At 43.2% G+C, this 26,691-nt stretch carries 28 protein-coding genes; 8 read left to right on the plus strand and 20 right to left on the minus strand.

Features of this window, described 5'->3' with window-relative positions:
* Both CLOSYM_RS24305 and proC read left to right on the plus strand, forming a co-directional pair.
* On the plus strand, window positions 1-66 hold a 66-nt coding region (locus CLOSYM_RS24305), incomplete at its 5' end, for a DUF6783 domain-containing protein (RefSeq protein WP_416985405.1).
* Window positions 67-101: 35 nt separating this feature from the next.
* On the plus strand, window positions 102-893 hold the full coding sequence (proC, locus tag CLOSYM_RS20315; protein ID WP_021643606.1) for a pyrroline-5-carboxylate reductase: 792 nt from the start codon (window positions 102-104) through the stop codon (window positions 891-893).
* A gap of 282 nt (window positions 894-1,175) precedes the next feature.
* Here the strand turns inward: proC and CLOSYM_RS20320 are convergent, their stop codons facing one another.
* The 5 genes from CLOSYM_RS20320 to CLOSYM_RS20340 form a co-directional block, all read right to left on the minus strand.
* Window positions 1,176-1,592: a YjdF family protein gene (locus CLOSYM_RS20320; RefSeq protein ID WP_021643607.1), complete on the minus strand. Its 417-nt coding sequence runs from the start codon at window positions 1,590-1,592 to the stop codon at window positions 1,176-1,178.
* Between the two features lie 179 nt (window positions 1,593-1,771).
* The gene (locus CLOSYM_RS20325) at window positions 1,772-2,248 is read right to left on the minus strand and encodes an SAM-dependent methyltransferase (RefSeq protein ID WP_021643608.1); all 477 of its coding nucleotides are present in this window, start codon (window positions 2,246-2,248) and stop codon (window positions 1,772-1,774) included.
* A 124-nt stretch (window positions 2,249-2,372) separates the two neighbouring features.
* Window positions 2,373-3,191: a MerR family transcriptional regulator gene (locus CLOSYM_RS20330; RefSeq protein ID WP_021643609.1), complete on the minus strand. Its 819-nt coding sequence runs from the start codon at window positions 3,189-3,191 to the stop codon at window positions 2,373-2,375.
* Window positions 3,184-3,450, minus strand: a complete 267-nt coding sequence (locus CLOSYM_RS20335) for a DUF3795 domain-containing protein (RefSeq protein ID WP_044903026.1) — start codon at window positions 3,448-3,450, stop codon at window positions 3,184-3,186. The genes CLOSYM_RS20330 and CLOSYM_RS20335 overlap by 8 nt, the downstream gene beginning before the upstream one ends.
* 44 nt (window positions 3,451-3,494) lie before the next feature.
* Window positions 3,495-4,025, minus strand: coding sequence for a PadR family transcriptional regulator (locus tag CLOSYM_RS20340; protein WP_003508549.1), 531 nt, complete (start codon window positions 4,023-4,025; stop codon window positions 3,495-3,497).
* Window positions 4,026-4,241: 216 nt separating this feature from the next.
* On the opposite strand from CLOSYM_RS20340, the gene CLOSYM_RS20345 reads away from it, so the two are divergent.
* Together CLOSYM_RS20345 and CLOSYM_RS20350 are read left to right on the plus strand one after the other, a co-directional pair.
* Window positions 4,242-4,988: a MerR family transcriptional regulator gene (locus CLOSYM_RS20345; RefSeq protein WP_021643611.1), complete on the plus strand. Its 747-nt coding sequence runs from the start codon at window positions 4,242-4,244 to the stop codon at window positions 4,986-4,988.
* 490 nt (window positions 4,989-5,478) lie between these two features.
* Window positions 5,479-6,378 (plus strand): DUF4846 domain-containing protein, encoded by a 900-nt coding sequence (locus tag CLOSYM_RS20350; RefSeq protein ID WP_242828715.1) that lies wholly within the window; start codon window positions 5,479-5,481, stop codon window positions 6,376-6,378.
* A 117-nt stretch (window positions 6,379-6,495) separates the two neighbouring features.
* On the opposite strand, the gene CLOSYM_RS20355 is transcribed toward CLOSYM_RS20350, so the two are convergent.
* Window positions 6,496-7,704 (minus strand): MFS transporter, encoded by a 1,209-nt coding sequence (locus tag CLOSYM_RS20355; protein ID WP_044903027.1) that lies wholly within the window; start codon window positions 7,702-7,704, stop codon window positions 6,496-6,498.
* Between the two features lie 348 nt (window positions 7,705-8,052).
* On the opposite strand from CLOSYM_RS20355, the gene CLOSYM_RS20360 reads away from it, so the two are divergent.
* Both CLOSYM_RS20360 and CLOSYM_RS20365 read left to right on the plus strand, forming a co-directional pair.
* On the plus strand, window positions 8,053-8,955 hold the full coding sequence (locus tag CLOSYM_RS20360) for an AraC family transcriptional regulator (RefSeq protein ID WP_021643615.1): 903 nt from the start codon (window positions 8,053-8,055) through the stop codon (window positions 8,953-8,955).
* A gap of 323 nt (window positions 8,956-9,278) precedes the next feature.
* Window positions 9,279-10,034, plus strand: a complete 756-nt coding sequence (locus tag CLOSYM_RS20365) for a polysaccharide deacetylase family protein (protein ID WP_416390482.1) — start codon at window positions 9,279-9,281, stop codon at window positions 10,032-10,034.
* Between the two features lie 134 nt (window positions 10,035-10,168).
* On the opposite strand, the gene CLOSYM_RS22840 is transcribed toward CLOSYM_RS20365, so the two are convergent.
* The 14 genes from CLOSYM_RS22840 to CLOSYM_RS20430 form a co-directional block, all read right to left on the minus strand.
* Window positions 10,169-10,342 (minus strand): hypothetical protein, encoded by a 174-nt coding sequence (locus tag CLOSYM_RS22840; RefSeq protein WP_021643617.1) that lies wholly within the window; start codon window positions 10,340-10,342, stop codon window positions 10,169-10,171.
* Between the two features lie 48 nt (window positions 10,343-10,390).
* The gene (locus tag CLOSYM_RS20370; RefSeq protein ID WP_021643618.1) at window positions 10,391-11,419 is read right to left on the minus strand and encodes an NAD-dependent epimerase/dehydratase family protein; all 1,029 of its coding nucleotides are present in this window, start codon (window positions 11,417-11,419) and stop codon (window positions 10,391-10,393) included.
* A complete protein-coding gene (locus tag CLOSYM_RS20375) occupies window positions 11,416-12,132 on the minus strand; it encodes an IspD/TarI family cytidylyltransferase (RefSeq protein ID WP_044903029.1) in 717 nt (238 codons plus the stop codon). The genes CLOSYM_RS20370 and CLOSYM_RS20375 overlap by 4 nt, the downstream gene beginning before the upstream one ends.
* 17 nt (window positions 12,133-12,149) lie before the next feature.
* Window positions 12,150-13,634 carry an O-antigen polysaccharide polymerase Wzy family protein gene (locus CLOSYM_RS20380; protein ID WP_021643620.1) on the minus strand — a complete coding sequence of 495 codons (1,485 nt, stop codon included), beginning with the start codon at window positions 13,632-13,634 and terminating at the stop codon, window positions 12,150-12,152.
* A gap of 27 nt (window positions 13,635-13,661) precedes the next feature.
* Entirely contained in the window at window positions 13,662-14,903 is a 1,242-nt protein-coding gene (locus CLOSYM_RS20385) for an oligosaccharide flippase family protein (RefSeq protein WP_021643621.1), read from the minus strand.
* 29 nt (window positions 14,904-14,932) lie between these two features.
* Window positions 14,933-15,739: a LicD family protein gene (locus tag CLOSYM_RS20390; protein WP_021643622.1), complete on the minus strand. Its 807-nt coding sequence runs from the start codon at window positions 15,737-15,739 to the stop codon at window positions 14,933-14,935.
* 16 nt (window positions 15,740-15,755) lie between these two features.
* Complete coding sequence (locus tag CLOSYM_RS20395; RefSeq protein ID WP_021643623.1) at window positions 15,756-16,847, minus strand: glycosyltransferase family 4 protein; 1,092 nt, start codon at window positions 16,845-16,847, stop codon at window positions 15,756-15,758.
* A gap of 96 nt (window positions 16,848-16,943) precedes the next feature.
* Window positions 16,944-17,786, minus strand: a complete 843-nt coding sequence (locus CLOSYM_RS20400) for a LicD family protein (protein WP_021643624.1) — start codon at window positions 17,784-17,786, stop codon at window positions 16,944-16,946.
* A 61-nt stretch (window positions 17,787-17,847) separates the two neighbouring features.
* Window positions 17,848-18,669, minus strand: a complete 822-nt coding sequence (locus tag CLOSYM_RS20405; RefSeq protein ID WP_021643625.1) for a glycosyltransferase — start codon at window positions 18,667-18,669, stop codon at window positions 17,848-17,850.
* Window positions 18,670-18,681: 12 nt separating this feature from the next.
* Complete coding sequence (locus CLOSYM_RS20410; RefSeq protein WP_044903031.1) at window positions 18,682-19,377, minus strand: sugar transferase; 696 nt, start codon at window positions 19,375-19,377, stop codon at window positions 18,682-18,684.
* Between the two features lie 74 nt (window positions 19,378-19,451).
* The gene (locus CLOSYM_RS20415) at window positions 19,452-20,705 is read right to left on the minus strand and encodes a DegT/DnrJ/EryC1/StrS family aminotransferase (protein ID WP_021643627.1); all 1,254 of its coding nucleotides are present in this window, start codon (window positions 20,703-20,705) and stop codon (window positions 19,452-19,454) included.
* 410 nt (window positions 20,706-21,115) lie between these two features.
* On the minus strand, window positions 21,116-21,661 hold the full coding sequence (locus CLOSYM_RS20420; RefSeq protein ID WP_003508518.1) for a transcription termination/antitermination NusG family protein: 546 nt from the start codon (window positions 21,659-21,661) through the stop codon (window positions 21,116-21,118).
* Between the two features lie 224 nt (window positions 21,662-21,885).
* Window positions 21,886-22,404 (minus strand): transcription termination/antitermination NusG family protein, encoded by a 519-nt coding sequence (locus CLOSYM_RS20425; protein WP_003502437.1) that lies wholly within the window; start codon window positions 22,402-22,404, stop codon window positions 21,886-21,888.
* Between the two features lie 341 nt (window positions 22,405-22,745).
* Window positions 22,746-23,645 carry a tyrosine-type recombinase/integrase gene (locus CLOSYM_RS20430; RefSeq protein ID WP_021643632.1) on the minus strand — a complete coding sequence of 300 codons (900 nt, stop codon included), beginning with the start codon at window positions 23,643-23,645 and terminating at the stop codon, window positions 22,746-22,748.
* 220 nt (window positions 23,646-23,865) lie between these two features.
* On the opposite strand from CLOSYM_RS20430, the gene CLOSYM_RS20435 reads away from it, so the two are divergent.
* The gene (locus tag CLOSYM_RS20435; protein WP_034555218.1) at window positions 23,866-24,774 is read left to right on the plus strand and encodes an AAA family ATPase; all 909 of its coding nucleotides are present in this window, start codon (window positions 23,866-23,868) and stop codon (window positions 24,772-24,774) included.
* A 13-nt stretch (window positions 24,775-24,787) separates the two neighbouring features.
* On the plus strand, window positions 24,788-26,653 hold the full coding sequence (locus CLOSYM_RS20440) for a vWA domain-containing protein (protein ID WP_021643634.1): 1,866 nt from the start codon (window positions 24,788-24,790) through the stop codon (window positions 26,651-26,653).
* The last annotated feature ends 38 nt before the right edge of the window (window positions 26,654-26,691 follow it).

Below are 26,691 nucleotides of genomic sequence, written 5' to 3' on the forward strand. Positions count from 1 at the left end.
AAATATGCCGCGAAGTGGGGCGTGCAGATGGCGGAAATGAATTTTCAAACAGGCTCTAGCAACTGAAAATACAAAGATAGAAAAGGAAAGAGGTATTCTATATGTCTGACAATACAAAGATTGGTTTTATCGGTTTCGGCAATATGGCCCAGGCCATAGCGGACGGGCTTTTATCTAAAAATGCGGCTGCCGCTGAAAATATCTTCGCCTGCGCCGCAAACTGGGAGAAGCTCTGCCGTAATACAAAAAAACGCGGGATTATTCCATGCAGGGACGCAGCAGAAACAGCGGTAAATTCGGATATCGTTATCCTGGCCGTCAAGCCTTATATGATGGCGGATGTGACGTCAACTGTTAAAAGCATCCTGAAAGATAAAATCGTTATATCCGTGGCCGCCGGCTATCCATTTGAAAAATTTGAAGAGATCCTGCTGCCGGGCACACATCATATCAGTACCATCCCCAATACTCCCGTATCGGTCGGAGAAGGTATTTTTATCTGCGAGAACCGCCATTCCCTGTCTGACAGTGAACTTGCTCTGGTAGAAAACATATTTTCCAAAATTGCGCTGATGCAGTTTGTCGATACAAATCAGCTTTCCATTGCCGGTACCGTCAGCGGCTGCGGCCCCGCCTTCGCCAGCATGTTTCTGGAAGCTCTCGCCGATGCCGCCGTCATGCACGGGCTCACGAGAGACACCGCATACAGCCTGGCCGCCCAGATGATAGCAGGAACCGGAAAGCTCCAGCTCAAAACGGGCGCGCATCCGGGGGCTATGAAAGATGCCGTCTGCTCTCCCGGCGGCACCACAATCAGAGGCGTAGCCGCACTGGAACGCGGCGGACTGAGAGCTGCCGTGATAAATGCGGTGGACGCAGCGGAATATTGCTGAACACAGCTCTGCGAGTATCGCGGGCAGTAATAGCGGACCACGTATAAAAAGTGTGTATAAATATTCTATTTTTCGTAAGAATGCTTTAGATACTTTTTATACATTGGTCAAACATTGGACACAAATATCCGGTATGATTATCGTATCAATCAAATGGAGCCAATGATTAAAAACAGCGCGCACAATGTCGTTGGCTTCGACTAACAATAATTCAAATTCAGATAGATTTCTGAAAGCATTTTATCCCCCCGGCTTTCAGAAAAAGAAAGAGAAGTACAAGGGCTATCTGCCCCTGTGCTTCTCTTTCTTTTTCTGCTGTTTGAGTTCAAACTGACGCTGCTCTTCAGCCTCCTTCTGTTCCCGGCTGATAATCCTGCGTTCTGTTTTCACCGCTTCCCTCTGCATCTGCAGCGCCTGCTGTGATTTTGTCCCGATACCGACGGCAGCCGTCTGCCTTCCGGCCTCTTTCTGCCTTCTCTTCGGGCTGCGCCGCATCTCTCTCAGAGAAAATTCCACAGCCGGACTGAACCGTAACCTGTAGTAATTTTCCATCAGAAATCCGTACACTTCATAATCCTTCGGCTCTGCACCGAACGGAAACTTGCACACGGACAATCCATTCTCCGTGACTCGTTCCAGAACACCAATCCAGAACGGATCCTCGAAAAGCACTCGCATGGTTACCGATACTTTGTCCATAACAATTCCTCCTTAAAATGTAATGAACAAAGAACGGACGACCAAGGAGGAGGGTTACTGACAGCAGTTTCACGAATATTGTCTGCTGCGCCCGGACTACCTACCGGGGCTGTGTTTTTATCTTTGCTGTTTTCATACTATCTGTTTTTCTGTCGCCTGTCAAGAACGGTATGTTCCGGCTAAAAATTAAATTCATTCTCCCACGCAAAGTCCGCAGATTCTTCCCTGCTCTTTGGCCAGTGCCCGCACCATTCCGGCACCTTCGGAGACTCCACCCTGTCCATGCTGGGCGTATATGGCTTGATATCCAGCACGGGCGTTCCATCGTTGGCATCGGTATAGTCAATTCTTATAATACCGTTTTTCAAATCCAACTGCAGTACCTCTGCCGCAGTCAGTGCAAGCGGATTGGGGCGGACAGGGGATCTGGTTGCAAATATCCCCATTATCCCGGGGGCGTTCTTATAAGGCTGCTCTGCTTCCAAAATTGCCCTTGCCGCTTCGTTATCGCATTCACTGAACCACCAGATCACATTGATGTGGCTGAATCCGTCCAGAGCCTGCAGAGCCGGACGGTATTCCGGCAGGATTTCAATCCAGGCTCCATTGTCATTGTTACAGATTGTTCCGATAGGATTTACATTGCAGGTTGTCATATTATTCCCTCCATTTATTTGTTGTAAATCCAGTGTAGGCCCTGACACCGTGTGAGAGTCAAGGCATGCCTTAAAGCATTCCTGTTCACGGCCCTGCTGAAAACGAAGCCCGTAAACAGTCGCCTTAAATCTTCTCTATCGGAATCTGTATTTCCACCAGATAATTCTCCGGCTCTGCCTCATTCCAGGGCCCCCGGTGGACAATCTGTCTGTTCGGACCGCTCATCCTGTATCTGCCGTCCTCCTGAAGCCACCCGGCAAAAGACAGATAAGCTCCTGCAATATTAGAAAATGCCCCGTAAACCATTGTGGAGGCCATAAACGGCACAGGTTCTGTTATACGGTACGTAAAACCTTCCGTATTTTCCCCCGCCGTTCTGACGGCGGCGCACAGTTCAACATCAACGTCCTTTTCTTTATACTCCGTGTCATGGTAAATCGAAAAAGTTACACCTGATACGGGTATCTGATGTTTTGCGGCATATCTGCTCATTTCCTGCCACATATCACCTTCTGCATAATAGTCCGGTATGATTTTCCTCAGGGAAAGAACGTGACAGGCAGGGATGGATTTTATCGAGACATTATAATGCATTCCGTTTTTCCTGCCCTTCAGGATTTCACATTTTGCCAGCTCGATTTTCTTTAGTTTTTCCTGCTCCGCCCGTATAGACTGCTCAATTTCCGTATATTTTCGGGAAAGCAGACCTGCAATGGCAGTATCGTCTGCATTGTCTAAGGCCGCGGCAATTTCGGCAACATTAAAACCGCTGTCCCGGAGATAAATAATTTTATTCAGTATGGGAATCTGCGCCGACGAATACATTCTGTAACCGGTCCAGGCATCGGTTTGAGCCGGTTTCAGCAGTCCTGTCTCGTCATAATACCGGAGCATCCTGATTGATACCTGGGTCAATTTGGAGAATTCGCCTATTTTAAACATGTCCTTCCTCTGCCCATTTTCTGCACTGTGTCAGGCGGGGTTCCGGGTCATACCCCTGATCTTTTCCCATCTCAGCCAGCATCGTACATGGAAAATCGGGACATTCGCCGCAGTGGTTCAGTTCCTTTCCCTCGCTGCAGACTTTCACTTCACAGACTCCGCCCCAGAAGGTTTTTTCCATATTAATACAGCCCTTACAATGTACCTTCTCTCTTCTTTCACAACTCTCACAACAAACTCCGCATCTCGATTCGAACATCATGTTCCTCCTTTGTGTTTAAAAATCACCTTTATCTACAGTAATTATTTCTCCTCCTCCAGATATTCCTCCCGGAATCCCTTCATCCATTTGGCAAGTGCATCGAACAGCAGATACTGCTGCTCCAGTATTGACCTTCCGGTCAGCGGCACATTCGTTCTCTCCGCCTGCTTGTCCGCAACGGTTTTTTGCATGACCTCAATTTCCTGTTCCATGCGCCCGGTCAGCTCTCTGCGTTCCTGCTCAGAAACGAGATTGAGGCTCATGATGACTGCATTAAAGTCCAGAAAAAGCCGGATTGGCTGCCGGGCCGTCTCCTCCATCAGCTTCAGAAAAAACTCTTCTCCTGTCTCTGTGATCTGATAAACCGTCTTTTCCGGCATCTTTCCCTCTTTAACGGTCTTCCCTCTGATATAGCCTTTTTCCTCCATTTGCACAACTTTTTTGTAAATGGACGGAGTGCTGACCTTTACCCATTTGGAAATATTCCGGTACTCCACGTTCTTCTGCAATTCATAGGCGCTCTGAGGCTGCGCCTTAATCATTCCCAGTACGATTAAATCTATGGCTGCCATTTCTCATCTCCTGTTCTTATTCATTTACCGTTATTTTTATTTCAGCTTCTTTATACTTTATAATACTATAAAATATACCATTGTTCAAGTCTAAATTTATTCCCGTTTTGTTGTCAATCTGCTTGACTCTCACCCAGCGTCATAGTTTATCCTATATTAAGAGCACTGGATGGGCCCCTTCGAAACCAGTGTAATCAAGATAAAAGGAGGCATGCTATGAACACGATAAAGGAAGTAAGCAGAATAACCGGTGTCAGCCCACGCACACTGCACTATTACGATTCAATCGGACTGTTAAAACCGGCCCGGGTCACTGAATCCGGATACCGCCTGTATGATGAAGCTTCGCTGGAACGCCTGCAGCATATCCTGCTGTTTAAAGAACTGCGCTTTCCCCTCAAAAAAATAAAACAGATTCTCGATAGTCCTGACTTCGACCGCAATCTGGCCCTGGAGCAGCAGCTGAACCTGCTTCTGCTTCAAAAGGAGCATCTGGAAAACCTGATTGACCTGACCAGGGGTATCCGTATGACGGGAGTTAAAAATCTTGATTTTTCTGCATTTGATGCGAAGAAAATAGATGAATATGCGGCACAGGCCAAAACTGCCTGGGGAAAATCCGCTGCTTATCGTGAATATGAGGAAAAAATGAAGAATAGAAGCGAAGAAGACTGTACGTCCATAAACCAGTCTTTCATGGAATTATTCAGTGAATTCGGCAGGCTTAATGCCTTGTCCATTCTCCCGGATTCTGATGAAGCCCAGAGCCTGGTCGAACAACTCATGCAATTTATCACGGAAAATTTTTATTCCTGCACGCCGGAACTGCTTCAATCTCTTGGGAGGATGTATGGGGGCGGCGGCGGATTCACTGAGAGTATTGACAAAAAAGGAGGCAGGGGAACTGCTGATTTTACTTCAAAGGCTATCGATATCTATGCTGACAAGCACTCCTGCGGCTAATGAGGAAACGATAACTGCATGCTCCGCGCACAGGTCACCGCCATCAATACAAAGGGCTCCGGTTGAGGGACCGGAGCCAGGTAGGATAGGCAGGGTGATTATTCATCCCATATCTGTTAAACGTTTGAGAATTCTATTTGTAACGGTATTTTTACTAATTTATTAATTTTATTTTGTAAATTGACTTCCTCTTTCTTTCCGGTTACACTGAAATTATATCATTTATATTATCATATATGCAATAGTAAATTCAGAAAGGAAAGCCCTGCACAGAAACTGCAAAAAACGCAGTTGCTTGTGGTGAAAAGTTCACTTTTCATTGCGTCGCACCGTGTAACTCGGGATTTTCGTACATAATATACACGAAAACACCTCGCAGAATATGGGCCGTGAATAGTAACATATGAGACTCTCTTTATTTCGAAAAGCGGCAATTTATTCAAGCCTTGCATTTTCCTTATTCGCCTTATCAGGCTGCAGCGCAGAATCAGTGCAGCAGGATGAAGCTTATTCCCGTTCCGCTGCGGCTGTGAATAAAGCCCCGGAAGGACCTGTAACAGTAACTTCCCCCTCTCCCGGTATAAATTCCGGTTCCGGCCAGAGCGTGGAAAACAAAGACGGCTTCTCTCTCATCACTCCTGACGGCGTTTCTCTTCAGGAGCGGATACAGACACCCGGGGGGTATGCCAGGACGGTATCAGAAGACGGCAGCTTTGACTGGTATGTCAGGAATTATCCGATGGAACCGGACGGTTCTCCGATTCTGCTTTATGACGGCCGTTTGAAATCACGGCAGGATGTGGGGATCGCCACATTCTCCCTTCCGGTCATTTCATCTGCCGATCTTCAGCAGTGTGCCGACTCCGTTATGCGCATGTATGCCGAATATTACTGGCACACCGGACAATATGATAAGATCCGTTTTCATTTTGTCAGCGGGTTTCTGTTTGATTATCCCACATACCGGGACGGGGGACGCGTAAAATTCGACGGCAGCACGGTAAAATGGCAGAATTCGGCTTCATACAATGACGCCTATGAGGCCTTTGAAGATTATCTCTACATTACCTTCGCCTATTCCAGCACCTTGTCGATGGAGGGGGAATCCGCCCCCGCCGATATAAACGATATCCGGATCGGGGATATTTTCCTGAAAGCCGGAAGTCCCGGCCACGTTGTGATGGTGGCCGACGTCTGCGAGAATGCAGAGAGAGAAAAAGCCTTCCTGCTGGCCCAGAGTTATATGCCGGCCCAGCAGTTTTATGTCCTTAAAAATCCGCTTCATGACAATGACCCCTGGTATTACCAAAAGGAAGTTTCCTATCCCTTCTCCACACCTGAATACACATTTTCGGAAGGCAGCTTCCGGCGTCTGAATTATATAGATTAAGATTATATAGGAAAAAACGCCGTTTCACGAAGATATACTCGAGATTTTCACGAAAACCTGTGAAAACGCCTCGCGGAATACATCATGGCTGAACTGTTACGGATTAAGAGCAACGGATCACCCCTGCTGTACTCCGTCGGATGATTTTACCTGTCCTCTGCTTAGGCCGCGGGCGCCCAGCCGGTTCATCCTCTCTGTCATCGTGAACATCCCTGCGACAAACAGCAGCAGGTAGAACGGATAAAGTCCGATACCGGCCCGCTCCGACACAAAGCCGAAGAGGGGAGGCATGAGTGTGGTCCCCACATAGGCGCAGGCCATCTGCATCCCCATGACCGACTGTGAATATTTCGCACCGAAGTTCTCCGGAGTCGCGTGAAGAAGGCTGGGATAGATCGGTGCGCAGCCGGCTCCGGTCAGGATTAAACCGGCAAGCGTCGCCGCATTCCCCATCGGAAGCAGGAATAACAACACACCGGAGGCTGCAAAAAACTGTCCCAGGCGTACCATATTTTTATCGCCAATCCGGTCGGTGATAAAACCGCAGACAAAACGGCCGATTGTAATTCCCAGATAGAACAGGGAGGCCCACTTTGCCGCCGTGCCGGCGCCGATTCCTTTATGCAGAACCATATAGCTGCCGGCCCACAGCCCGGTCGTGGCTTCAAGGGCGCAGTAACAGAAAAAGGCCGTAAGGATGGCTTTGGCTCCGGGCAGCTTCAGGGCCGATTTCAGACTGATTTCTTCATATTCCTGCTCTGTATTTCCATCGCTGCCATTTCCGGTTCTCCACAGTGAAAGGGACAGAAGCAGAATGATGACAAGAACAACCTGAATCACTCCGACGGCCTGATAACCTGAATTCCATCTCTTTCCTCCTGCCAGGCATAAGCCCATGATATAAGGCCCGGTTGTCGCGCCAATCCCCCAAAAACAGTGGAGCCAGCTCATATGACGTGATTTATAATGAAGGGCTACGAAATTATTCAGAGCGGCGTCCACGCTCCCCGCTCCTAGTCCATAGGGTATCCCCCATAAACAAAGCTCTGCAAAGGAATGTGACGCGGAAAAACCAAAAAGGGCCGCTGCCGTCATCGAGGCGCTCACCACCGTCACGAAACCAGTTCCGAATTTCCTGATCAGTTTATCGCTGAACAGACTCGACACAATGGTGCCTCCCGCGATAATCATGCTGATAACCCCAGCATAGGATACCGCCACATTTAACTCACCGTACATGGACGGCCATGCCGAACCAAGCAGTGAATCCGGCAGTCCGAGGCTGATAAACGCAAGGTAAATGATAATGAGTAATAATTGAAACATATTGTCCTCCCGGAGTATTCGCATATTTTTTCACACCACGCTCCTTCCCGGCATGATGTGAACAGCAGCTATAAAGTTACTGTTCACACGGTTGTGTTCCGCGAGGCGTTTTCGTGCGTATTCTGCACGAAAATCCCGAGTTACACGGCGCGCCGCTTTTTGGCGGGGTGTGAACAGTAACGCTATAAAGCTATGTTATAAGAATACCGACTTTTTTCACTTGATTCTACATAAATCCGGACATATAATATAAAAATACCGACTGATTTTAGCATTACTATTCTCGGCCCTGCTGAAAAACGCTGTTCCGCGAACAGTAAGATTGTAATTCCAAAAAAGGAGGTCTGAATGGGACTGAAAAAATGCGGTCTTAATCTGAGCCGTGACAATAAAGAACTGAAGCCGCACGGTACTATCGATTTTCCCTGTGCCGGTTATTCTTCCTGCTACAGGGACAGTGAGGATGATATCATACCGTGGCACTGGCATCCGGAGTTAGAAATACTTTATATAAAGTCCGGAAATCTGAAATTAAAGCTGCCCGAAAAAACCTTCCACCTGACTCCGGGAGATGGATTTATCGTCAATTCGAATGTCCTGCATTATGCCGTGGCAGAACCGTTATGCGAGCTTCATTCAATCGTATTCAGCCCTCTGCTGATAACCGGCTGGGAGGGCTCCGTCTTTGCGGAAAAATATATCGGCCCGCTGGTCCGCTGTCCCTCCTTTGACGGATGCAGTCTTAATTGTCTGTTCCCCGAACCGGAGATGTTTGAAAACCTGTTTACGGCGGCGTTTCACGCTCTCGCGGAAGATCTTCCGGGATATGAATTTACATTGAGGGAAGCTCTCTCCAAACTGTGCTATGCCCTCTGCCTCCGGTTCGGACCTGAAACCGGTGATGACTGCCCGGCTCCTTCTCCAGACGCAGAGCGTCTGCGCAGAATGCTGGATTATATCCACTGCCATTACAGCGAGCCGCTGAAGCTGTCCCAAATTGCAGAAGCCGCCGATATCGGCGAAAGAGAATGCCTGCGTTGTTTCAGCCGGATGATACAGGTATCGCCAATTCAATACCTGCTCAAATACAGAGTGAACCAAAGCGCTTCCCTGCTGCTTCGGGAACCGGGCAAAAACATTACCGCTATCGCAGGCGGGTGCGGCTTTGACAGCCCCGGCAATTTCTCCCGGATATTCAAACGCTATTATAAATGTTCACCAAAAGAATACAGAAGCAGAAATAAGGAATGATACATCCCTCTTTCCGATATATTTTAATAAACATTTCTGAAATGGACTTTTGTATCTCTATGAAAAAGCTTCTCAAATTCAAAGGCAAAAGGCTCCGGACCCCAGACATCCGCTCCCGGCTGCCTCACGTCGGCAATCACCCGCTGAAAAGCCATTTTCCCAAAATTACGGCTGGAAAGATACCTCGAAATCTTTTAACAAAAAACGTTTTGACAAGAAAAGTTTTAACAGGAAAAGTACTGCCGACCGCAGCCATTTTTGCCCTCTCCTTCTTCATCGGCCGGGCGGCTGCCCAGACCGTGGAGCCTCACCGTTCTGCCAATCTGGCTGTGGAATCCCACCGCAGCTCCCCGGCCAAAGAGGTAGGAGACGTCATCACCGCTTCCGCCGACGGCAACTGGGGCCTGAGTTTCCAGACCGAGGGGCAGGCCCCCATCGGAAACGCAACCGCCGATTACCTCAAACAATACAATGCCTACTATGTCCAGAATACGCAGGATAAGGTGATTTACCTGACCTTTGACGCAGGGTTTGAAAACGGCAATACTGCCGCAATCCTGGATGCATTAAAAAAACACAATGCCCAGGCCACCTTTTTCCTGGTCGGGAATTATCTTCAGACCAGCCCCGATCTCGTAAAACGGATGGTTGCGGAAGGCCATAATGTCGGAAACCATACCTTCCACCATCCGGACATGTCCAAACTTTCCACAAAAGATTTATTTGAAAAAGAACTGACTGATCTGGAAACCCTTTATGAGCAGACCACCGGCCAGCCCATGAAAAAATATTACCGGCCGCCCCAGGGCAAGTACAGTGAAAGCAACCTGAAGATGGCCAGTGATATGGGATATAAGACCTTCTTCTGGAGCCTTGCCTACGTGGACTGGTATGAAGATAAGCAGCCGACAAAAGAAGAGGCCTTTAAGAAGCTGCTCGGACGCATCCATCCGGGCGCAGTCGTTCTCTTACATAGCACCTCCAAAACAAACGGGCAGATTCTGGATGAACTGCTGACGAAGTGGGAGGAAATGGGGTATCATTTTGGGTCGTTGGATGATTTGGTTGCAGGGCAGTGAGGATAATGGATGAATTGAAAATCAGATGTGATTAGGTGAATGGTAAGATCTTGTTCTGCTGGGATGAGATATGTGAAACTGAAAAAGGGTATCGTACAATCATTTATTTGGTGATTATACGATGCCCTTATTTTTTAATTGAAAAGCTGCAGTGAGGCTTCTTCCAGAGCTTCTTTAGAAAGATTCCCAGCTTGAATGGTGCATGATGTTTCGTTATCAGAGAGCTGGAGGTCAAATTCCTGACCATCCAGTAACAGATAGCCAAATGTATAAGGCTGTTTCAGACTGAGTCTCTTGACATGTATCATTATTTTATCTGCTAGTTTTCCAAAGCCACATTCACTTTATATAACCTCTTAATTACCTTTCAAACTTATCATTGTACGCTTTATCCCCTCATATATATCCCAATGTGCTTTCCATCCCAATTTCTGTAATTTGGAAGAATCTAAAAGTGCCTTTGTTGCTTTCGAATAACCAACTTGTTCTGTCTGATCTGGAAGTTCAAATACCACTTTTGTCCCTGCAACTTCTGCAATCATCGTTGCCAAATTTCTCAGCGTAATATCAGAGCCTTTGTCTGCAATATTATAGGCATTTCCGCACTCTCCACATAAAAGAACCGTCAAAAGCCCTGATACCGAATCAGCCACATAGTTATAGGAATAAAGCTGTGTTCCTTCGCTTTTTAAAACGATATCTTCCCCTTCAATTCCCTTTTTAATAAATTGGGAAATTGCTTTTGTATCTGTTTGAAGCATCGTCGGACCGTATGTTCGTGAAAGGCGCGCCATCACAATATCCATACCATACTGCTTTCTATAAGCCTGACAAAGCGCTTCCCCCGTCCGTTTACTCTCCGGATAACCTGCACGAAGTGTATTGCAATCTATATAACCGCAATAAGATTCTTCAAAATAATCAGTATCTCCCCTGTTTTCACCATAAACTTCCACACTAGATGCAAAGAGGAATCGACAATCGGACTTTTTTCGTGCATATTCCAACAGATTACGGGTTCCTATCACATTTGTTGTAATTGTTCCTATAGGATCTGTAGCATAAGAAACAGGATGCGTATTACTTGCTGCATGAATTACATAATCCGCTTTCAGGATTTCTTCACCTAATCTCTGATTAATATCATGAGATATAAAAGAAAAAAAATCTGAATTCCAGTAATCTGAAAATGCTTTCCGGGCAGCTTCTTCCTTTCTCCCCATTGCCAATACTCTAATACCAATTTGTTTTTCCAGTAACACATGAATTAAAAAATTTCCAATCATGCCGCTGGCGCCGGAAATCAATACCGTTTTATCCTGCAATTTTTCCCATGGTAAGTCTAAATCTTTTACATATTTGACATCATCAATAAATTTTATCATTTTAGCCACGTATCCTTTTCTAATTTAAGGTATGCCTTAAACATCTCTAAGTCATCCTTTGTTGTCAGCTTGATATTACGGTCGGAACCCGCTGCAAAATACAAAGTTTCTCCCAAGTCAACCATCATTGTATTTGTATACGAGGAACCGTAGATACCGATTTCTTTTTCAAATGCCTCATGATAAGCCCAATCCAGTTTTCCAAAATTATAGGCTTGCGGCGTTGACACCCGGCGAAGTGTCTCGCGTGGAATATATTCATTTGTTGATTTATCGTCTTTTACCCTAAAAATTTGTTCATTATAGGGTAGAGAGGTGACCGCATTACCGTACTGTTTACATTTTACAATCACATCTGACAAAACTGTGTCATCAATCATTGGCCTAATACCATCATGAATAATTACAACATCATCTTTTGAACATTTTCCTTCCAGATTATAAACACCATTTCGTATAGATTCCTGCCCACTGTTTCCTCCGGAAACAACCCATTTTAATTTCGTAACATTAAACTGCTTCGCATAAGCCCATAAAATATCATGCCAGCCATCCAAACAAACTACCTCTATTGCATCAATTTCTGGATGACGCTGGAACCCTTCCAATGTATAGATCAAAATTGGCTTATCGTATACATTAATAAACTGTTTTGGTATATCCTGATTCATACGATGGCCACTGCCGCCAGCAATAATTAATGCTATATTCATAATCATTTTCCTCTTTTCTACCCTATTTCAAAAACAATTTTTCTTTTACAATACCTTCTCGTCAATAATAATGCTCCCGCCCAACAGGCAATCAATGTACACCAAAATGGCATATGCATTAGAAAACTAATGCCCCCAATCGCTTCTGCTCTAGGCATAAATAAAATTCCATGTATGCATGATAAAAAAAATACAGACTGTATAATTCCTTTTCTTGAAAATTCAATTACATAAATTAAAAAAAATCCTAAAATGCAACTAAAAATTATAATTCCAATATATTTATAATCTGCGTAAACCTCCAATAAAAAAGAAGAACCGCATCCGTGTCCTTCTAAATACTCTTCTTGCAATAATACATATGATAGATGATGCGCCATGCTATTTCCGTGCGTCGCTTTTAAAATATTATTTCCCGTTCCAAGACCTGATGTTCCAGAAACCAGTTGCCCAATACTTCCATATCGGAAATAGTCTATAATTCCTCCAAAGGTATAATTTACCCACTGAATATCCGGAAGTTTATCCAAAGCTCCTAATCCACTGCAAAGCCAAGAAAATGTTACTCCTTGTTTAAATACCAAGTCTATAATGATCTCTGAAGCACTTGAAAAAGTATCTGAAATTCCTTCACGCAAGTAATTAATCATACCAAGAAATATGAGACCAGTTGGAATGCAACAAATCATTAGCATTTTTTCAAAATAGCCAATCCATTTTTCTTTACTCCCATAATAATCACGCACAACATAATAGATTAAAGCAAATATCGTATTTAATACAATGGGGTTACGTTCTCCAACAATAAGGGATGGAACAGCAGATAAAATATATAATACTAACGGTACAAATGTATGTTTTTTAGAGGGCAATGTGGCCAAATAAAAATACAAGCTAAATTTAGTAAATGTAGAAATAACGTAAATAATATACGGATACTGACTTTTAAATGAAACATAGTAATCAATATATGTATGACCACGCATAAAAATAATTTTTTCCCATCCTAACATCAATGTAGAAATCATAGATATAAAAAAAAGTATTTGCGAAACAACCCTCACTGAATACAAATAGATCCTTTTGTATTCGGAATCTACAAATTTCATATATTTATGCTGCTTTAATAAGACCTGATTTCCAACCATTGCACCAATTTCCAAAAATAACAAGGCCAAAAAAATTATGACTAGTGCTGTAAATGTATCTGCTCCGGTATAATAATGTTCTATAGAATAATTAAACCAATCCTCTCCTCTAATGAAACTAATCAATGGTCTTCCTAAAATAAAAACAAAAAAAGTAATATGAAAGAAAAAAAACAGGATTCTTCTATGAATGTTCAAAAAAGAATATGATAAATTGGACACCCAAAGTGCAATTATACTTATTAAAAAAAAATGATACTGATTTGTGGTAACTAAAAATAAAAATAAAAATATGGCTGAACAAATAATTGAAAAATACTGCATGGCAGTCCATAGTTTATATATTTTTTTCATGATCTTCCTCTAATTTTCATTGGTGTTTTAAGAGCAATCTTTAAACAAAGTCCGAAATCTATAGGTAATACCTAGCCTCGTAACCAACAAAATTCCTTCTGAAATAGCACGAGAACAAGCTATATTGATAATTGTAAATTTCCCTGTAGCAATCAAAAGTAGAATCAACACTACTTGAACAAAAGCTGCAATAACAGTTGTCATACTAGTTTCTTTTTCTTTTCCAATAGCTCCTAATACTGGCCAGCCAAAAAGAAGTGCTGGAAAACTGATAAATGCCAATGGTAAAAGTGCTCGTAATATCGGTACTGCTGCTAAATATTTTTCACCACCAAGAATATTCATAATAATATCTGCCAAAAACCATAACGCCACACAACCTGTAAATACTAAAGGGAGGCAAAGCGTTAGTATTTTTTTAATAAATTTAATTTTTGGTTCTCTAATCATATATGGATATATACTATTTGAGATCGGGGAATATAATCGTTGTAATACAATAATAATTTGTAGAGAAATACTCCATAAAGCCACTTCTGTTGCGGGCAAAAATGCTCCAATTAATAATGTGTTCAATGCCGTAAATGCTGTAGATGAAATATCAGATATCCAAAAGACAAAAGCATTTTTTAACGAATGCCAAATATCTCTTTTGCATGAAATCCTTAGTTTTATTTTATATTTAAATAATATTTCACCAAGCGAAATACCGGCAGCAATTCCTGTTGCAATAAGATTCAATACTGGAATTAATAAAAGGTCTTGATCCCCGTGGACAAGGAAAAAAGTTAAAACCGTTGCAACTGACTGCATTATTACGAATCTTATTGTCAGAATATGCATTTCTTCTATACCTTGAAAGAAAAAATCCAACAAAAAAATGGATAATGTGTTACTCATAAATGAAAAAATCACATATTGAAAATTCTCCCTTAATATGGGGATAAATAAACACAATAATAACAATAATGCAAGAGCAACCATAGACAGAAGTATTTTGGCAGCCATTACATTTCCCAAAATATATCCTATTTTCTTCTTATCTCCTCTATATCTGGCAATTTCTGCCGTAGTAGATAAAAGAAAGCCAAAATCAATAATCAAACGAATATATGTCATTACTGCATTGACATAATTCATCATTCCATAGCTTTCATAGCTTAACACTCTCGTTAAATAGGGGAGTGTTAAAAGCGGAAAAACCATTCTTACAAACGTCATGATATAAAGCGAGACAGAATTTTTTATAACTTTTTTCTCTTTTAACATTTTAAATTTATATCCCTACAATCAGTGATTTATCGTTTCAGTATCGAAATTCCATGTGTAACTCTTTTATTTTCTGGTGGAATTTTCATATAATCTCCATATAAATTTTTAAGATAAATATCATAATTAAGAGGACAGTTAAAATAAAGTCCTTCAAATTTCAACTTCATTTTAGGTAAATAATCTTCATATTCCCATTTTTCTTTTCTTCCATTAATGCCTGATAGTGCAGCTACACTTTTATTACACAATCGATTGCTTGTCAACTCAATTGTCTGAACAACTCGAGCCAGTCTATAGCCACCTATTAAAGATACTACTGGTCTAAACATGTTTCTAAGAAATCTTGTTATTTCAGTAACACCCGTATTTTTTTTTGAACCATATACTCCCATTAATCGCTTAAAAAAAGATAGGAATTGATATAAAAGTTCAAAAATAATTTTATTAGATGGTACAAAATCCACAGGAAAAATATCAATTCCAACATAAGGACAGATATTATCTTCAACACATTCATCTGTTTTAAAATAGTCTTTTCTTACAAATCTGGCAAAATCTCTCGGATAAGTATTATCGTTAACTGATAAAATTTGATATTGTCTCGTATCCAAATAATTTTTTTGAACTTTCAATAATCTCATGTAGTCATCTCTGAGCATCATGATATCTGCATCATCATCCCATGGTATAAAGCCCTGATGCCGTACGGCTCCCAACAATGTGCCTCCACTTAAAAAATATTCAACCTCGGCGGTTTCACATAGCTTAGAAAACTCATCTAATAATTCCAAGGTCAGCTTATGTATAAAATCAATTTCTGTATTATCTTTCATTACTATCTCCTATTTACTACGTTAAAGAATATAACAATTGATTCCATTGGTGCAATATCGTTTCCAATGAAAATTTATCCAAATTACCATCGGCTTCATTTGAATATTGGATCATTTTTTCATGGTTTTTAATTAATGAAATAATACGCTGTGCCATTTTTTTTGCATTTCCATTAGGTATGAGTTCTCCATCAATCTTATCCCTTACTATTTCACTGGGACCTGTTAAACAATCAAAAGAAATAATAGGTAATTTATTCGCTTTAGCCTCTAAAAGTACCATAGGCAATCCCTCATATAGAGATGTCATTACATATAAACTATAATTTCTATACTTTTCATACATATTTTCCGTTGTTCCCATAAAACATATAAAATTATCTAAGTCTTCCTCCCTAACTTTTTCAATTATTTCCGTCCCATATTTTCCTGTAAAATCTCCCCAAATATGCCATTTCCATCCGTCTAAAAATGGCCGAACTATTCGAGCAACTTGTATTAATTTTTCATAGCCTTTAACAGGATCCGCCCTGCCAACTGTTATAATTCTTTTATTCTCCAAATTATATTGAGGTGAGCGATATAACTCCGCCTCAATCCAATTTGGTATAACTTCTAATCTTTTAGATGAGACATAATATTTATTTTCATACCCCGCCCGACATGAGTCCGTAAGAACAACTATTTTATCTGCTAATAAGCATGCAAATAATCTATTAAGCTTCATTACTTTATTGTTATATATTTTGTTATAAATACTACTATGTTCGCAGATTATTGTTTTTGTAGATAATCCTAAAGAAGATACTATCGCTGTCATAGATACCGCCATGCCCATCACAATAACCACGTCAATTTTATTCTCTACTAATACTTTCCTAGTCTTATGTAAAATCTCCGTTGCATGCTTACTAAAATTGCTTTTTTTATCTACCAAAACGCAAAAATCAGACTTTCGAGAAATAGGATATGCTTGTATATGATTTTTATAAAAAACACTTATAAAAAACACTTTATGCTCTTTTTCAAATTCTCTAATTAAATTGTATGCAACTCTCTGAGCTCCCCCTTTTATGGAGTAATCATAATTAATAAAGCAAATATTCATGTATCATGATGTGGGTTTCCACACTTTCCTCCCTAATTTTTGTATATGGTTATATTTAACCTTATAAAACACATCTAACACTATAGGTATTAAAAATCATCTATAATTTTCAAAACTATTATCTAAATCTATCATAATAGCATCGTGATGTGGAATTCTCATTTCTTTCGGTGGCAATTTCATATAATCTCCAAATGCAATTTTCAAATATACATCATATCCCACAGGAATTGGCATTTTTGTATCCTCAAACTCTGCAAATACTGCTTTTTCAAATGCTGCTTTTGGATACCAATTTTTCATGTATCCTATCCCTGCGCAAAGTTCTGTTATTCCACTACACTTCTCCCAAGTATATTTTTTCATTTGTTTTTCAGCATAATTCCATATGTGATATCTTACATTTTTAAAGGGTATCATTCCAAGTGCCAGTTTTCCTGCATACTTTACTAAATTTCCATGATTTTCTGGAATCATTTGGGCACAATAAAGTGAATATATCAATGCCCAAAAGCACTGGAGCTTTCGGCTTATTTTGTTGTTCGGATACCCATCTAATGGAAACACATCTAGAGCAACACCATGCGGCATATCAATGCTAGCCTGGTACGGTTTTATCATAGTTGTGTAATTATCGCGAACCGTAATAAATAAATTATGATCAATAAAATCTTTCGTCGGTTTTAAAATAGAATATCGTTCTGTATCAGCATGTTCCTTCCATAAAGAAAACAATTTTTCATAATCGTTTCTTGGCATAAAAAAGTCTAGATCATCATCCCAAGGAATAAAACCATGATGGCGAACTGCTCCGATACATCCTCCCCCGCAGAAATAACAAAGCAGACTATTTTTATTACAAAAATCCACAAAATATTTTGCCATATCAAGATTGATTTTCTGTAATTTCTTAATTTTTTCAGTTGTCATCTCTTCCATATATTATCCTACTACCTACTTTTAGTATCATTTTATTGTCTACATTTTCTCTGTGAGATACCTAATCCCTTAACATTTTGGCATAGATGATTTTACGCAGGCCATTAGGTACAACTGCAACCACAAATTGAACTGCCAGCGTGTAGATATAATCAACTCTAGATATATATCCTGTTAAATAAATCTTTTTTCTGCCTGAATAATATTTTTTAAAATAATCCCATCCTCCCCTGCGTTCAAACATATCTTCTCCTGTTCTAACATAAACAAGGTAATCATCTATATTCGCACAGACTGCGTCATTTTTCATCATATTTACCCAGAGCAGGCTGTCCTCCATGAGTAATGCATGCCGGTAGTTTCCAGCTCTTAATACCGCTTCTTTCTTAAACATAACTGTCATATGGTTAAAACTATCTCGACGCTTCTGGTATCTTTTAATAGACTTATCATCAAGAGGAACTCGCCTTATTGACAAGACATGCTCCGGTGTTGAATCAAATTCTTTTATATGGCTTCCACAAATATCTAACTTGGGATTATTTCTAAACATATTTATTTGTGTTTCAAATCGTTCCGGCACACAGATATCATCCGTGTCCATTCTGGCAATCAACTCATTCTGGCATGCGATTACTCCATGTGATAATGCTAATCCCAATCCCAGATTTTTTTTCAAAAGAACTATTTTTATCAATGCAGGATATTTTTCTCGATAATCATTAATTACTTTTTGCAAGTCATCTGTAACAGGGCCATCCTCAACAATTACAATTTCATCGGGCATCAATGTTTGGTTTAAGACACTTTCCATACATTGTTTAAAATACTCTTCCTTTTCTTTTATGTAAACGGACATCAAAACACTAAAATTGTAGTTCATATTTCCCCCATATTACTCCGTAACCTCTTTTACTGTCTTTACTAAAGTTTCCATTTCTTTACACAAAGAGAAGTTTTTTATCATATTCAGGTTCCACCGCATCTTCCCCGGCAACACCCGCTCCACATAAACCTCATCTGCACTCAATCCCTCTTCCATTCCCTCCGCAATGAGCTTATCTTCATCCTTAAACTCAATACTGGCCTCCGAGGTCACCCCCGCCGGCAGCAGCAGCGTCGCATACATCTCTTTTGTATACTGTTTCACATACTTAGGAACCTCGGGCCGGGTTCCGACAAATGTCATCTCACCCTTCCAGATATTGATAAGCTGAGGCAGTTCGTCCAGGCGGCAGCCTCTGAGTTTTTTTCCGGCATTGGTAATTCTGGAATCGTCGCCTACAGTCACCAGGCTTCCGATTTGGTCTGCATTCTGAACCATAGTGCGAAACTTGTAAATCCGAAATCTTCGTCCATACTGTGTCACCCGTTCCTGGCGGTAGAATACCGGCCCTACTGAGTCCCGCTTGATCCAGATGGCCAGCGTCAAGAATACCGGCGATAAAATAATCAGCATGACGGACGACATCACAAAATCAAAAGTTCGCTTTACCAGCAGGCCGAACCAATGTTTTTTTAATACCTCATAATAAGGCCTGACTTCTTCCGTACGCATAAATCCAGGCAGTTGTTCCCATCTGCAAAGCATGTTTTTCTCCTCAACCTTTTTCACAACCTTTTCATTTTCACCGTCTTGATTTAGCTGTTTTAAATCCCCCTCTGCTATTTCAATCCGCCTATTTCTCTATCCATATCCATTTTTTCCAATTTCCGATAACATCCCTTAAACGTATCTATCACAGCCTCCGCCTGCTCATCCGTCAGGCAGGTATGCAGCGGCAGCGTAATCTCATTCTCAAACTGCCGATATGCATTTGGATAATCCTTAATGTCAAACCCCAGCTTTTTATAGGCCGTGTGCATTGGCAGCGGCTTATAGTGGACATTGGCCGCCACTCCGGCCTCAGCCATATCTATAATCAGCTGATTACGGAACTCGAGTCCTTTTCCGTTCAGACGGACCAGGCAAAGATGATAACTGGAATGAACCTCTTCGCCGTTCTCTGCCTTGTCATGCATAAGCATATCAACCGGCAGCTCGCTCAGTCCTTCTCTGTATTTCTCAAGTATCTCTTTCCTGCGCGCAAGTATCCCCGGATATCTCCGCATCTGAGCCAATCCAATCCCTGCCATAATGTCAGTCATGTTGCATTTATAGGCAGGCATTACAATGTCGTATTCCCAGGCCCCCAGCTTTGTCTTGGCCAGGGCATCTTTGTTCTGTCCGTGAAGAGACAGAAGCATAAACTGGTTATAAATCCAATCGTTATCGATGCCCGGAATCTCCCGCCAGACAAGCGCGCCGCCCTCTGCTGTGGTCAGGTTTTTCACGGCGTGGAAGGAAAAGCTGGTGAAATCGGCTACTTCGCCGCACATTTTTCCATCTCTGGAAGCTCCGAATGCATGGGCGGCGTCATCCAGGACAATCACGCGGCCGAATTTTTCCTGTATTTCATTGGACGGATGAAACAGACCTTTCTTCCTCTCCACAATCTCAAATATCCGCCGGTAGTCGCACATGACTCCTGCAATATCCACCGGAATGATCACCTTTGTCTTATCCGTGATAGCCTTTTCCAATTTCTCATAATCCATCTCATAAGAATCGGGAGCCGTATCTACCAGAACAAGCTTCGCCCCGACGTGGCAGACCACACTGGCGCTTGCCGAATATGTATAGGCGCTTGTTATCACCTCATCCCCGGGCCCGATACCCAGAAAATGAAGCGCCAGTTCGGCACAGGCTGTAGCTGAATTTAAACACACAGCTCTCGGCGCATGGACAAATGCTGCAATCTGCTTCTCAAATTCTTTTGTCTTTGGTCCTGTAGTGATCCACCCCGATTTCAGAGCCTCCACAACTTCATTGATTTCTTCCTCCGTGATATCCGGCGGTGAAAATGGAACTTTCAGCATACGCAGCTTCCTCCTTTTTATTTCAGCTTCAATTCAGCTGAGCCTTTTCTTTTATGTTTTTCCAAAAACGATAACCTGCACGCTCCGCGCAAAGGTCACCGTGATCAATAAACGAGTCTGCCGAGGCAGGCCTTTGTGCCAGAGCCCGGCCTTTTAGCGGCCATATTTTGGCGCACAGGCATTGGCTCATTTACAGGACGCACTTTCCAGCCAAACAAGAATCCCGTTCGCAGGATTCTCCGCCTGCGGCGGGCCGCTGTAGCGACATAATTCCCTACCGCCGCAGGCATTGGCTCACTTAGCGAGTGTAACGAGCTTAGTGAACAAGCCCTCTTTAGAGTTGCGAGCCTTCCGCAGGGCGGTTTTTACTTAACAGGAAGACTTTCCTGTCAAATAAAAAAAGGACCTCCTCAGTCCTTCTCCAACTTAATTCCCAGCATTGCGGTTTGCTGCTCTCCGCGAATCGCTGTTTCTATGAGTGCATACCGCTTTCTCAAATTCAGCCGTATGATTTTTTCCTTAAAATATTCCAGCGGCCCGTCCAGCCGCTCGATTTCTCCCTGAGCATCCAGATACACTTTCGTATTCCTAACCAGATAATAACCTGCGCCTTTGTCAGCATTATCGACGGGCGATTCATTTGCGCAGAGCAGCTCCAAAAATTTCCGTTCTTCCTCTTCCAGAGGAATAAATTCTCCCAGATTATCTCCCAGAAGCTTTGAAAATTCCGGTATTCGTTTTAATTCATAGAATACCTCATCGGCATTCGTTAAATCTAAAAATACATAAGCTGGAAACAACGTCTCCGTCACTTCCAGCCATTCTCCCCCCAGCCTCTTAAGAAGCTGGCGCTTTAGAAAAAAGCATTCTTTATAAACAGTTTTCGGCAGCATCTTGTACACCAATTCCACCAGTTCCTGTTCTTTCCCTGTTATAGTTTGAATTACATACCACATTTCCAGTATCTCCTGACCCGCCTTCGCTGGGCTAGAGCGTGTTTGGAACATAAAGAAGCCAGTACCGGCCTTCCAAACTGCCGATTTTGAGTTCAAAGCCTATTTTTACGTATGCTTCGCCATTTCCACAGCAAAAAGCGCTCTGAACCCACTGTTCCTTATGTCCTTACCTCGTCTTCATATGCCCCACTAGCTTTATGAACACTGCGTAATTTTGTCTTATCCTATTCTCCGGGCAGAATCTCAATTCCCGCCCAGATATCCTTATTCTCTTTCACCGGTTTCAGGTTTAAAACGGCAATTCGTTTATGAAGATCTAATTTCCGTATTAAAGCTTCCTTCCCTGCAAGCGGGCCATTTACCGCCCTGAATGATCCGTTCCGGACCAATCCCCTTGACAGGCCCATATGATGGCGTTCTCCGCAAAGTGTCCGGATCATCGCCTCTTCTTCAGGCTGCACAGGGAGCAGCATATCTTCCTGAGCAAGGACATCGGTGATATCCCGATACTGTTTCAGCTCTTTCAACAGTAATTCCGGTCGGCTGCTCTGCAGAAATACGTAATCAGGAAACATCCTATAGGTATCTACATGCCACTCTCCCAGATATTTCTTCATTCTTTCGTAAGAGAATTGAAACGCATCATCAAGCGCCGGCTTCGATAAGTGATGTTTACAGGACCTGATAATAGTTTCTTCCTGACCAGACTTGCAGTGTAGTACATACCAGCCCACTGAATACACCCCTTTCTGCCTACAACATAATAGGTATTATGTTGTCAAATGATACACTATCCTGACGGCTGTAACAATCTTACCACATGTTTTATGGGCTTTCAACCGGAAATCTTTACAAATATCTTAATTAAAAAATATGAAAGCCAAAATTGTGTCCATAACAAAATCTATAGATTTCCTTATTTTTTTATATTACACCTTTCAGCAGCATTTGTACAAGCCATATTCTGCCATGTCCACTTTGATTCCCGGCTCTAACAACATAATACCTATTATGTTGTATCTCCCATTCCAATCCCAAACCATTATTCACAAACACAGTTTCGGACCGCATCCCCCCTTTCCCTTCAAATCACCAGACCGAGCAGTTCCATCTGTCTTCTGTACTCTTTCCCTGAAGTAGCCGTATAAATTCTCGTAGTTTCAATACTGCTGTGTCCCATGATATCGGCCAGTTTTACCACGTCCTTTTTCAACTCATAAAAGGTTCTGGCAAAAAGGTGGCGCAGATTGTGGGGAAATATCTTCTGCCATTCTACATCTGCCTCCCCGCATAGTTTTTTCATCTCACGCCAGACATTACTCCGATCCACTCCTTTTCCTGTTTTGGTAACAAACACTTCTCCTGTTTTCAGTTTCCGTTCTCTTATATATAGAAGAAGCTGCTTTTGCAGTTTGCTGCCGATGAAAACGATCCTGTTCTTTCCTTTATTATAGATACAGAGTTTCCCCTTCCGAACCGACTCCACCGTGACCGATTTCAGCTCGCTGATGCGAAGCCCCAGACCGCAAAGAGTCTGAAGAATCAGCGAAAGCTGCCTCTTCCCCATGTTCTGTGCAGCCCGCACCAGGCGGTAATATTCCTTTTTATTAAGCTCCCGCTGTTCCTCGCAGAACATCTGCCTTTGAATCTTGACCGGCTTTACACGAAAATCCACCCAGTCCATAAAGCTGAAAAAGCTGTTGAGAGCCGCCAGCATCGAATTGACGCTCCTGACATGATAAATGGTGAGGAGATTACGTTTAAACTCAATAACCTTTTCTTTCGTAACCGCTTTCCGGCTTGTATCCGCTGCGCTGTTCCAATCCGCCTCACAACTCTGCTCCCTACGGACAAATGCTTCAAACACCCTGACATCATGCAGATATTTGTCTACCGTCGCCTTAGCCCGCTCTTCTTTTATCAAATATTCCTTATACCTTTGCAGCGCTTCTTTATCCAGAAACCTGCTGCCCTCTTCTGTCACAAACGACCACTCCCTTCTACATATGCCGCAAACCAATGGCCTTCACTATCAAGGACGTTTTATCATCCTGACATTTATTTTATCATAATAAAAACGGAAAGGCAGATTATAAATGGTTCCAGGACCATTGATACAAACTTAACTAATAAAATCGACGTTTATTAGACCACGCCCGGTTATAATGAGCATATAAAGTTAAAATGTGAAGGAGGATATTATCATGGAATTATATATACAGGAAGAACAAATCAGTGAGCATTTACAAAAGCGGCTCGAGCGCTTCCGGGCTGATTATCCGGTAGCGGATGAGGTGAAAAGGCGCGTCTCCAAACCGGATATGCCCTTCTTCGGAAAAGAGATTCTTGAGATGGCTGTTTCCGCCCTGCTGGAGGGTGAAAATATCCTGCTTTGCGGCGATAAGGCAACCGGCAAGAATATTTTGGCGGAAAACCTGGCATGGATGTTCGGAAGGCCCGTATACAACATGTCCTTCCATGTGAATACGGACAGCGGCAGCCTGATCGGAAGTGATACCTTCGTCGACAACGAAGTAAAGCTGCGCAAAGGCCCGGTCTATCAGTGTGCGGCCTACGGCGGATTTGGCATCCTGGATGAAATCAACATGGCAAAAAACGACGCCGTCTCTGTTCTTCACGCTACGCTGGATTACCGCCGTATCATCGATGTGCCGGGCTATGACAGGATCGAGCTTCATCCCGCCGCCCGCTTTATCGGCACAATGAATTACGGTTATGCCGGAACAAAGGAACTCAATGAGGCCCTTGTCTCACGTTTTATGGTTATCAACATGCCGACACTTACACAGGATGATTTGATAAAAATACTGGATACCGCCGTTCCCGGCGCCACATCTGCCTCGCTGGAACAGTTTGCCGGCCTCTTTCTTGATCTTCAGACAAAAGCGAAAAATGGAGAGATTTCCACCAAACCGGTGGATTTGCGCGGCATGATTGGTTCCCTGAAGCTGATACGCGGAGGACTCACCCCCAAAGCAGCCGTTACCATGGGCATAACCAATAAATGTTTCGATGGATTTGAACAGGAGATTGTGGACGACATCGTCCTGACCCGGATTCCCGAATCCTGGAGCAGCAGGGACGTATTTTAGAAATGAGGCGAGCATGATGAACAGGAATAATGGTACAGAAAACACTGTGCCTGCTGAAGATATGTCTATAAAAGAGATGCCTGCAAACGATATATCGGAAGAGGAATTGGAGACAGCCCGCATCCAGAACCGCCTCAAAAACCTGCTGTGGACCATAAGCGGAGATTACAGCCTGGGAACTGAAGTGAATGCCGCTGTTTTCAAAAAGTCCAAGTATATCGCTCTTTATGACGCGGTCTGTAAAGGCGGCTTTGCCAGATACTTCCGGCCCCGGACCCTGGAGCAGTATTTTGAAAAGGCCTTTCTCTACGGCGCCGAGCCATCGGTGCTTTTGCCGCTGTCCCGCCTCTGTATTGAAAGTGCGGTCTGGAAAAAACTGGCGGCCGATCGCGGCGGCATAGCCGAGCTGCGGAGAATGGCATTTGAGGATACCCTGAAGAAAGAGTCCGGACGTCTGACCCACACGGACTGGGGCGCCCTGGAGGGCTGTTATCTGCGCTACTGTCTCTACAAAACCCCTGCCGGAAAATCAAAGCAGCTTTGGGTTGACAAGATCGTTTCCCTTCAGGATGCGGGTGATACCATTGATATTATCCGCTGCCTCGACGAAGTGTATAACGGAGCCTATCCCAAGGGCTTTGCCGATGAATTCAAGGGCTTTGGCCTGTTCGAGGAGAATCCGGGGCGCGGCAGGCAGTCCGGTTCGGAAGAAGACGAGGAGGACAAACCGGAGAAGGAGGAGGACCGTATCGTCAACCTGCTGGATGACCATCTGCAGGAAGAGGACGACGGCAAAAACAAGGCGCAAAAGCCTAATGCCGTCGTCCTGGAAGATGAATCCATGGCGCTGGCGAAAGACTATATTGAGCTGAATTATGGAAAGAGTTATCTGACACCGAAAGAACAGCGACAGCTAAATTATCAAATCTGTACGGGCGCGCACAAAGAATGTAAGCTGCATTTTTCAGACGGGCTGCTGAGCCGCCCTGACGCTTCTGCAGAAGGGACTTCGCCGGCAGAAGAACAGCCGCCTCTCCAGGACAGCGCCGACACTTATCAGATGGAATATGCCAGAAGAGTTCTGACGGAAAATCTCGAAATTCTGAAGGCAAACCAGCTTATGACAAGGCAGAATATCCTGTCACTGGCCGATATTTTAAAACGAGCGCTTCTCACCAGGGAAGAAAAAGAAATTTTTCCCGACGAATACGGAAAAATCCGGGTTGACAGGCTCTGGAATATCGGCAGAACCGACAACCGCAAAATGTTTGACAGGGAATTTATTCAGGAATTCACTGATTTTGCAGTGGAAATCCTGATCGATTCAAGCGGCTCACAGCAGATCCGCCAGAGCCTGGTCGCTTTGCAGGGCTATATCATCAGTGAAGCCCTGAGCCTGGCGGAAATACCGCACCGTGTCATGGGATTCTGCACGTTCGGTGATTATACGGTAATGCGGCGGTACCGGGATTATGATGAACCGATTGAAGCCGATAAACGTATTCTGGAATTCTACGGTTCCGCCAATAACCGGGACGGACTTGCGATCCGCGCCGCCGCCCACAGCCTGTCGGCCCGCAGGGAAGAGAATAAAATCCTGATTGTTTTAAGTGACGGAACGCCGAACGACATCATTGTCAGCAAATCAAAGAGCCGTCTGCGCGTCCAGTATTGCAATGACTATGCGGTCAAGGACACGGCCAGGGAAGTGTACAGCCTCCGAAGCAAGGGAATTGCCGTCATGGGCATCTTTGCCGGAGAGGAAGAAGCCCTCCCTGCCGAAAAACAGATATTTGGAAACGAGTTCGCCTATATACGCAAAATCAGTGACTTCTCAAATGTGGTGGGCAGGTATTTAAAGGAACAACTGATGGTCTGATTGATGGCGGTGACCTGTGCGTGGAGCGTACAGGTTAT

This window comes from [Clostridium] symbiosum ATCC 14940 (assembly GCF_000466485.1).
Lineage (GTDB): Bacteria > Bacillota > Clostridia > Lachnospirales > Lachnospiraceae > Otoolea > Otoolea symbiosa.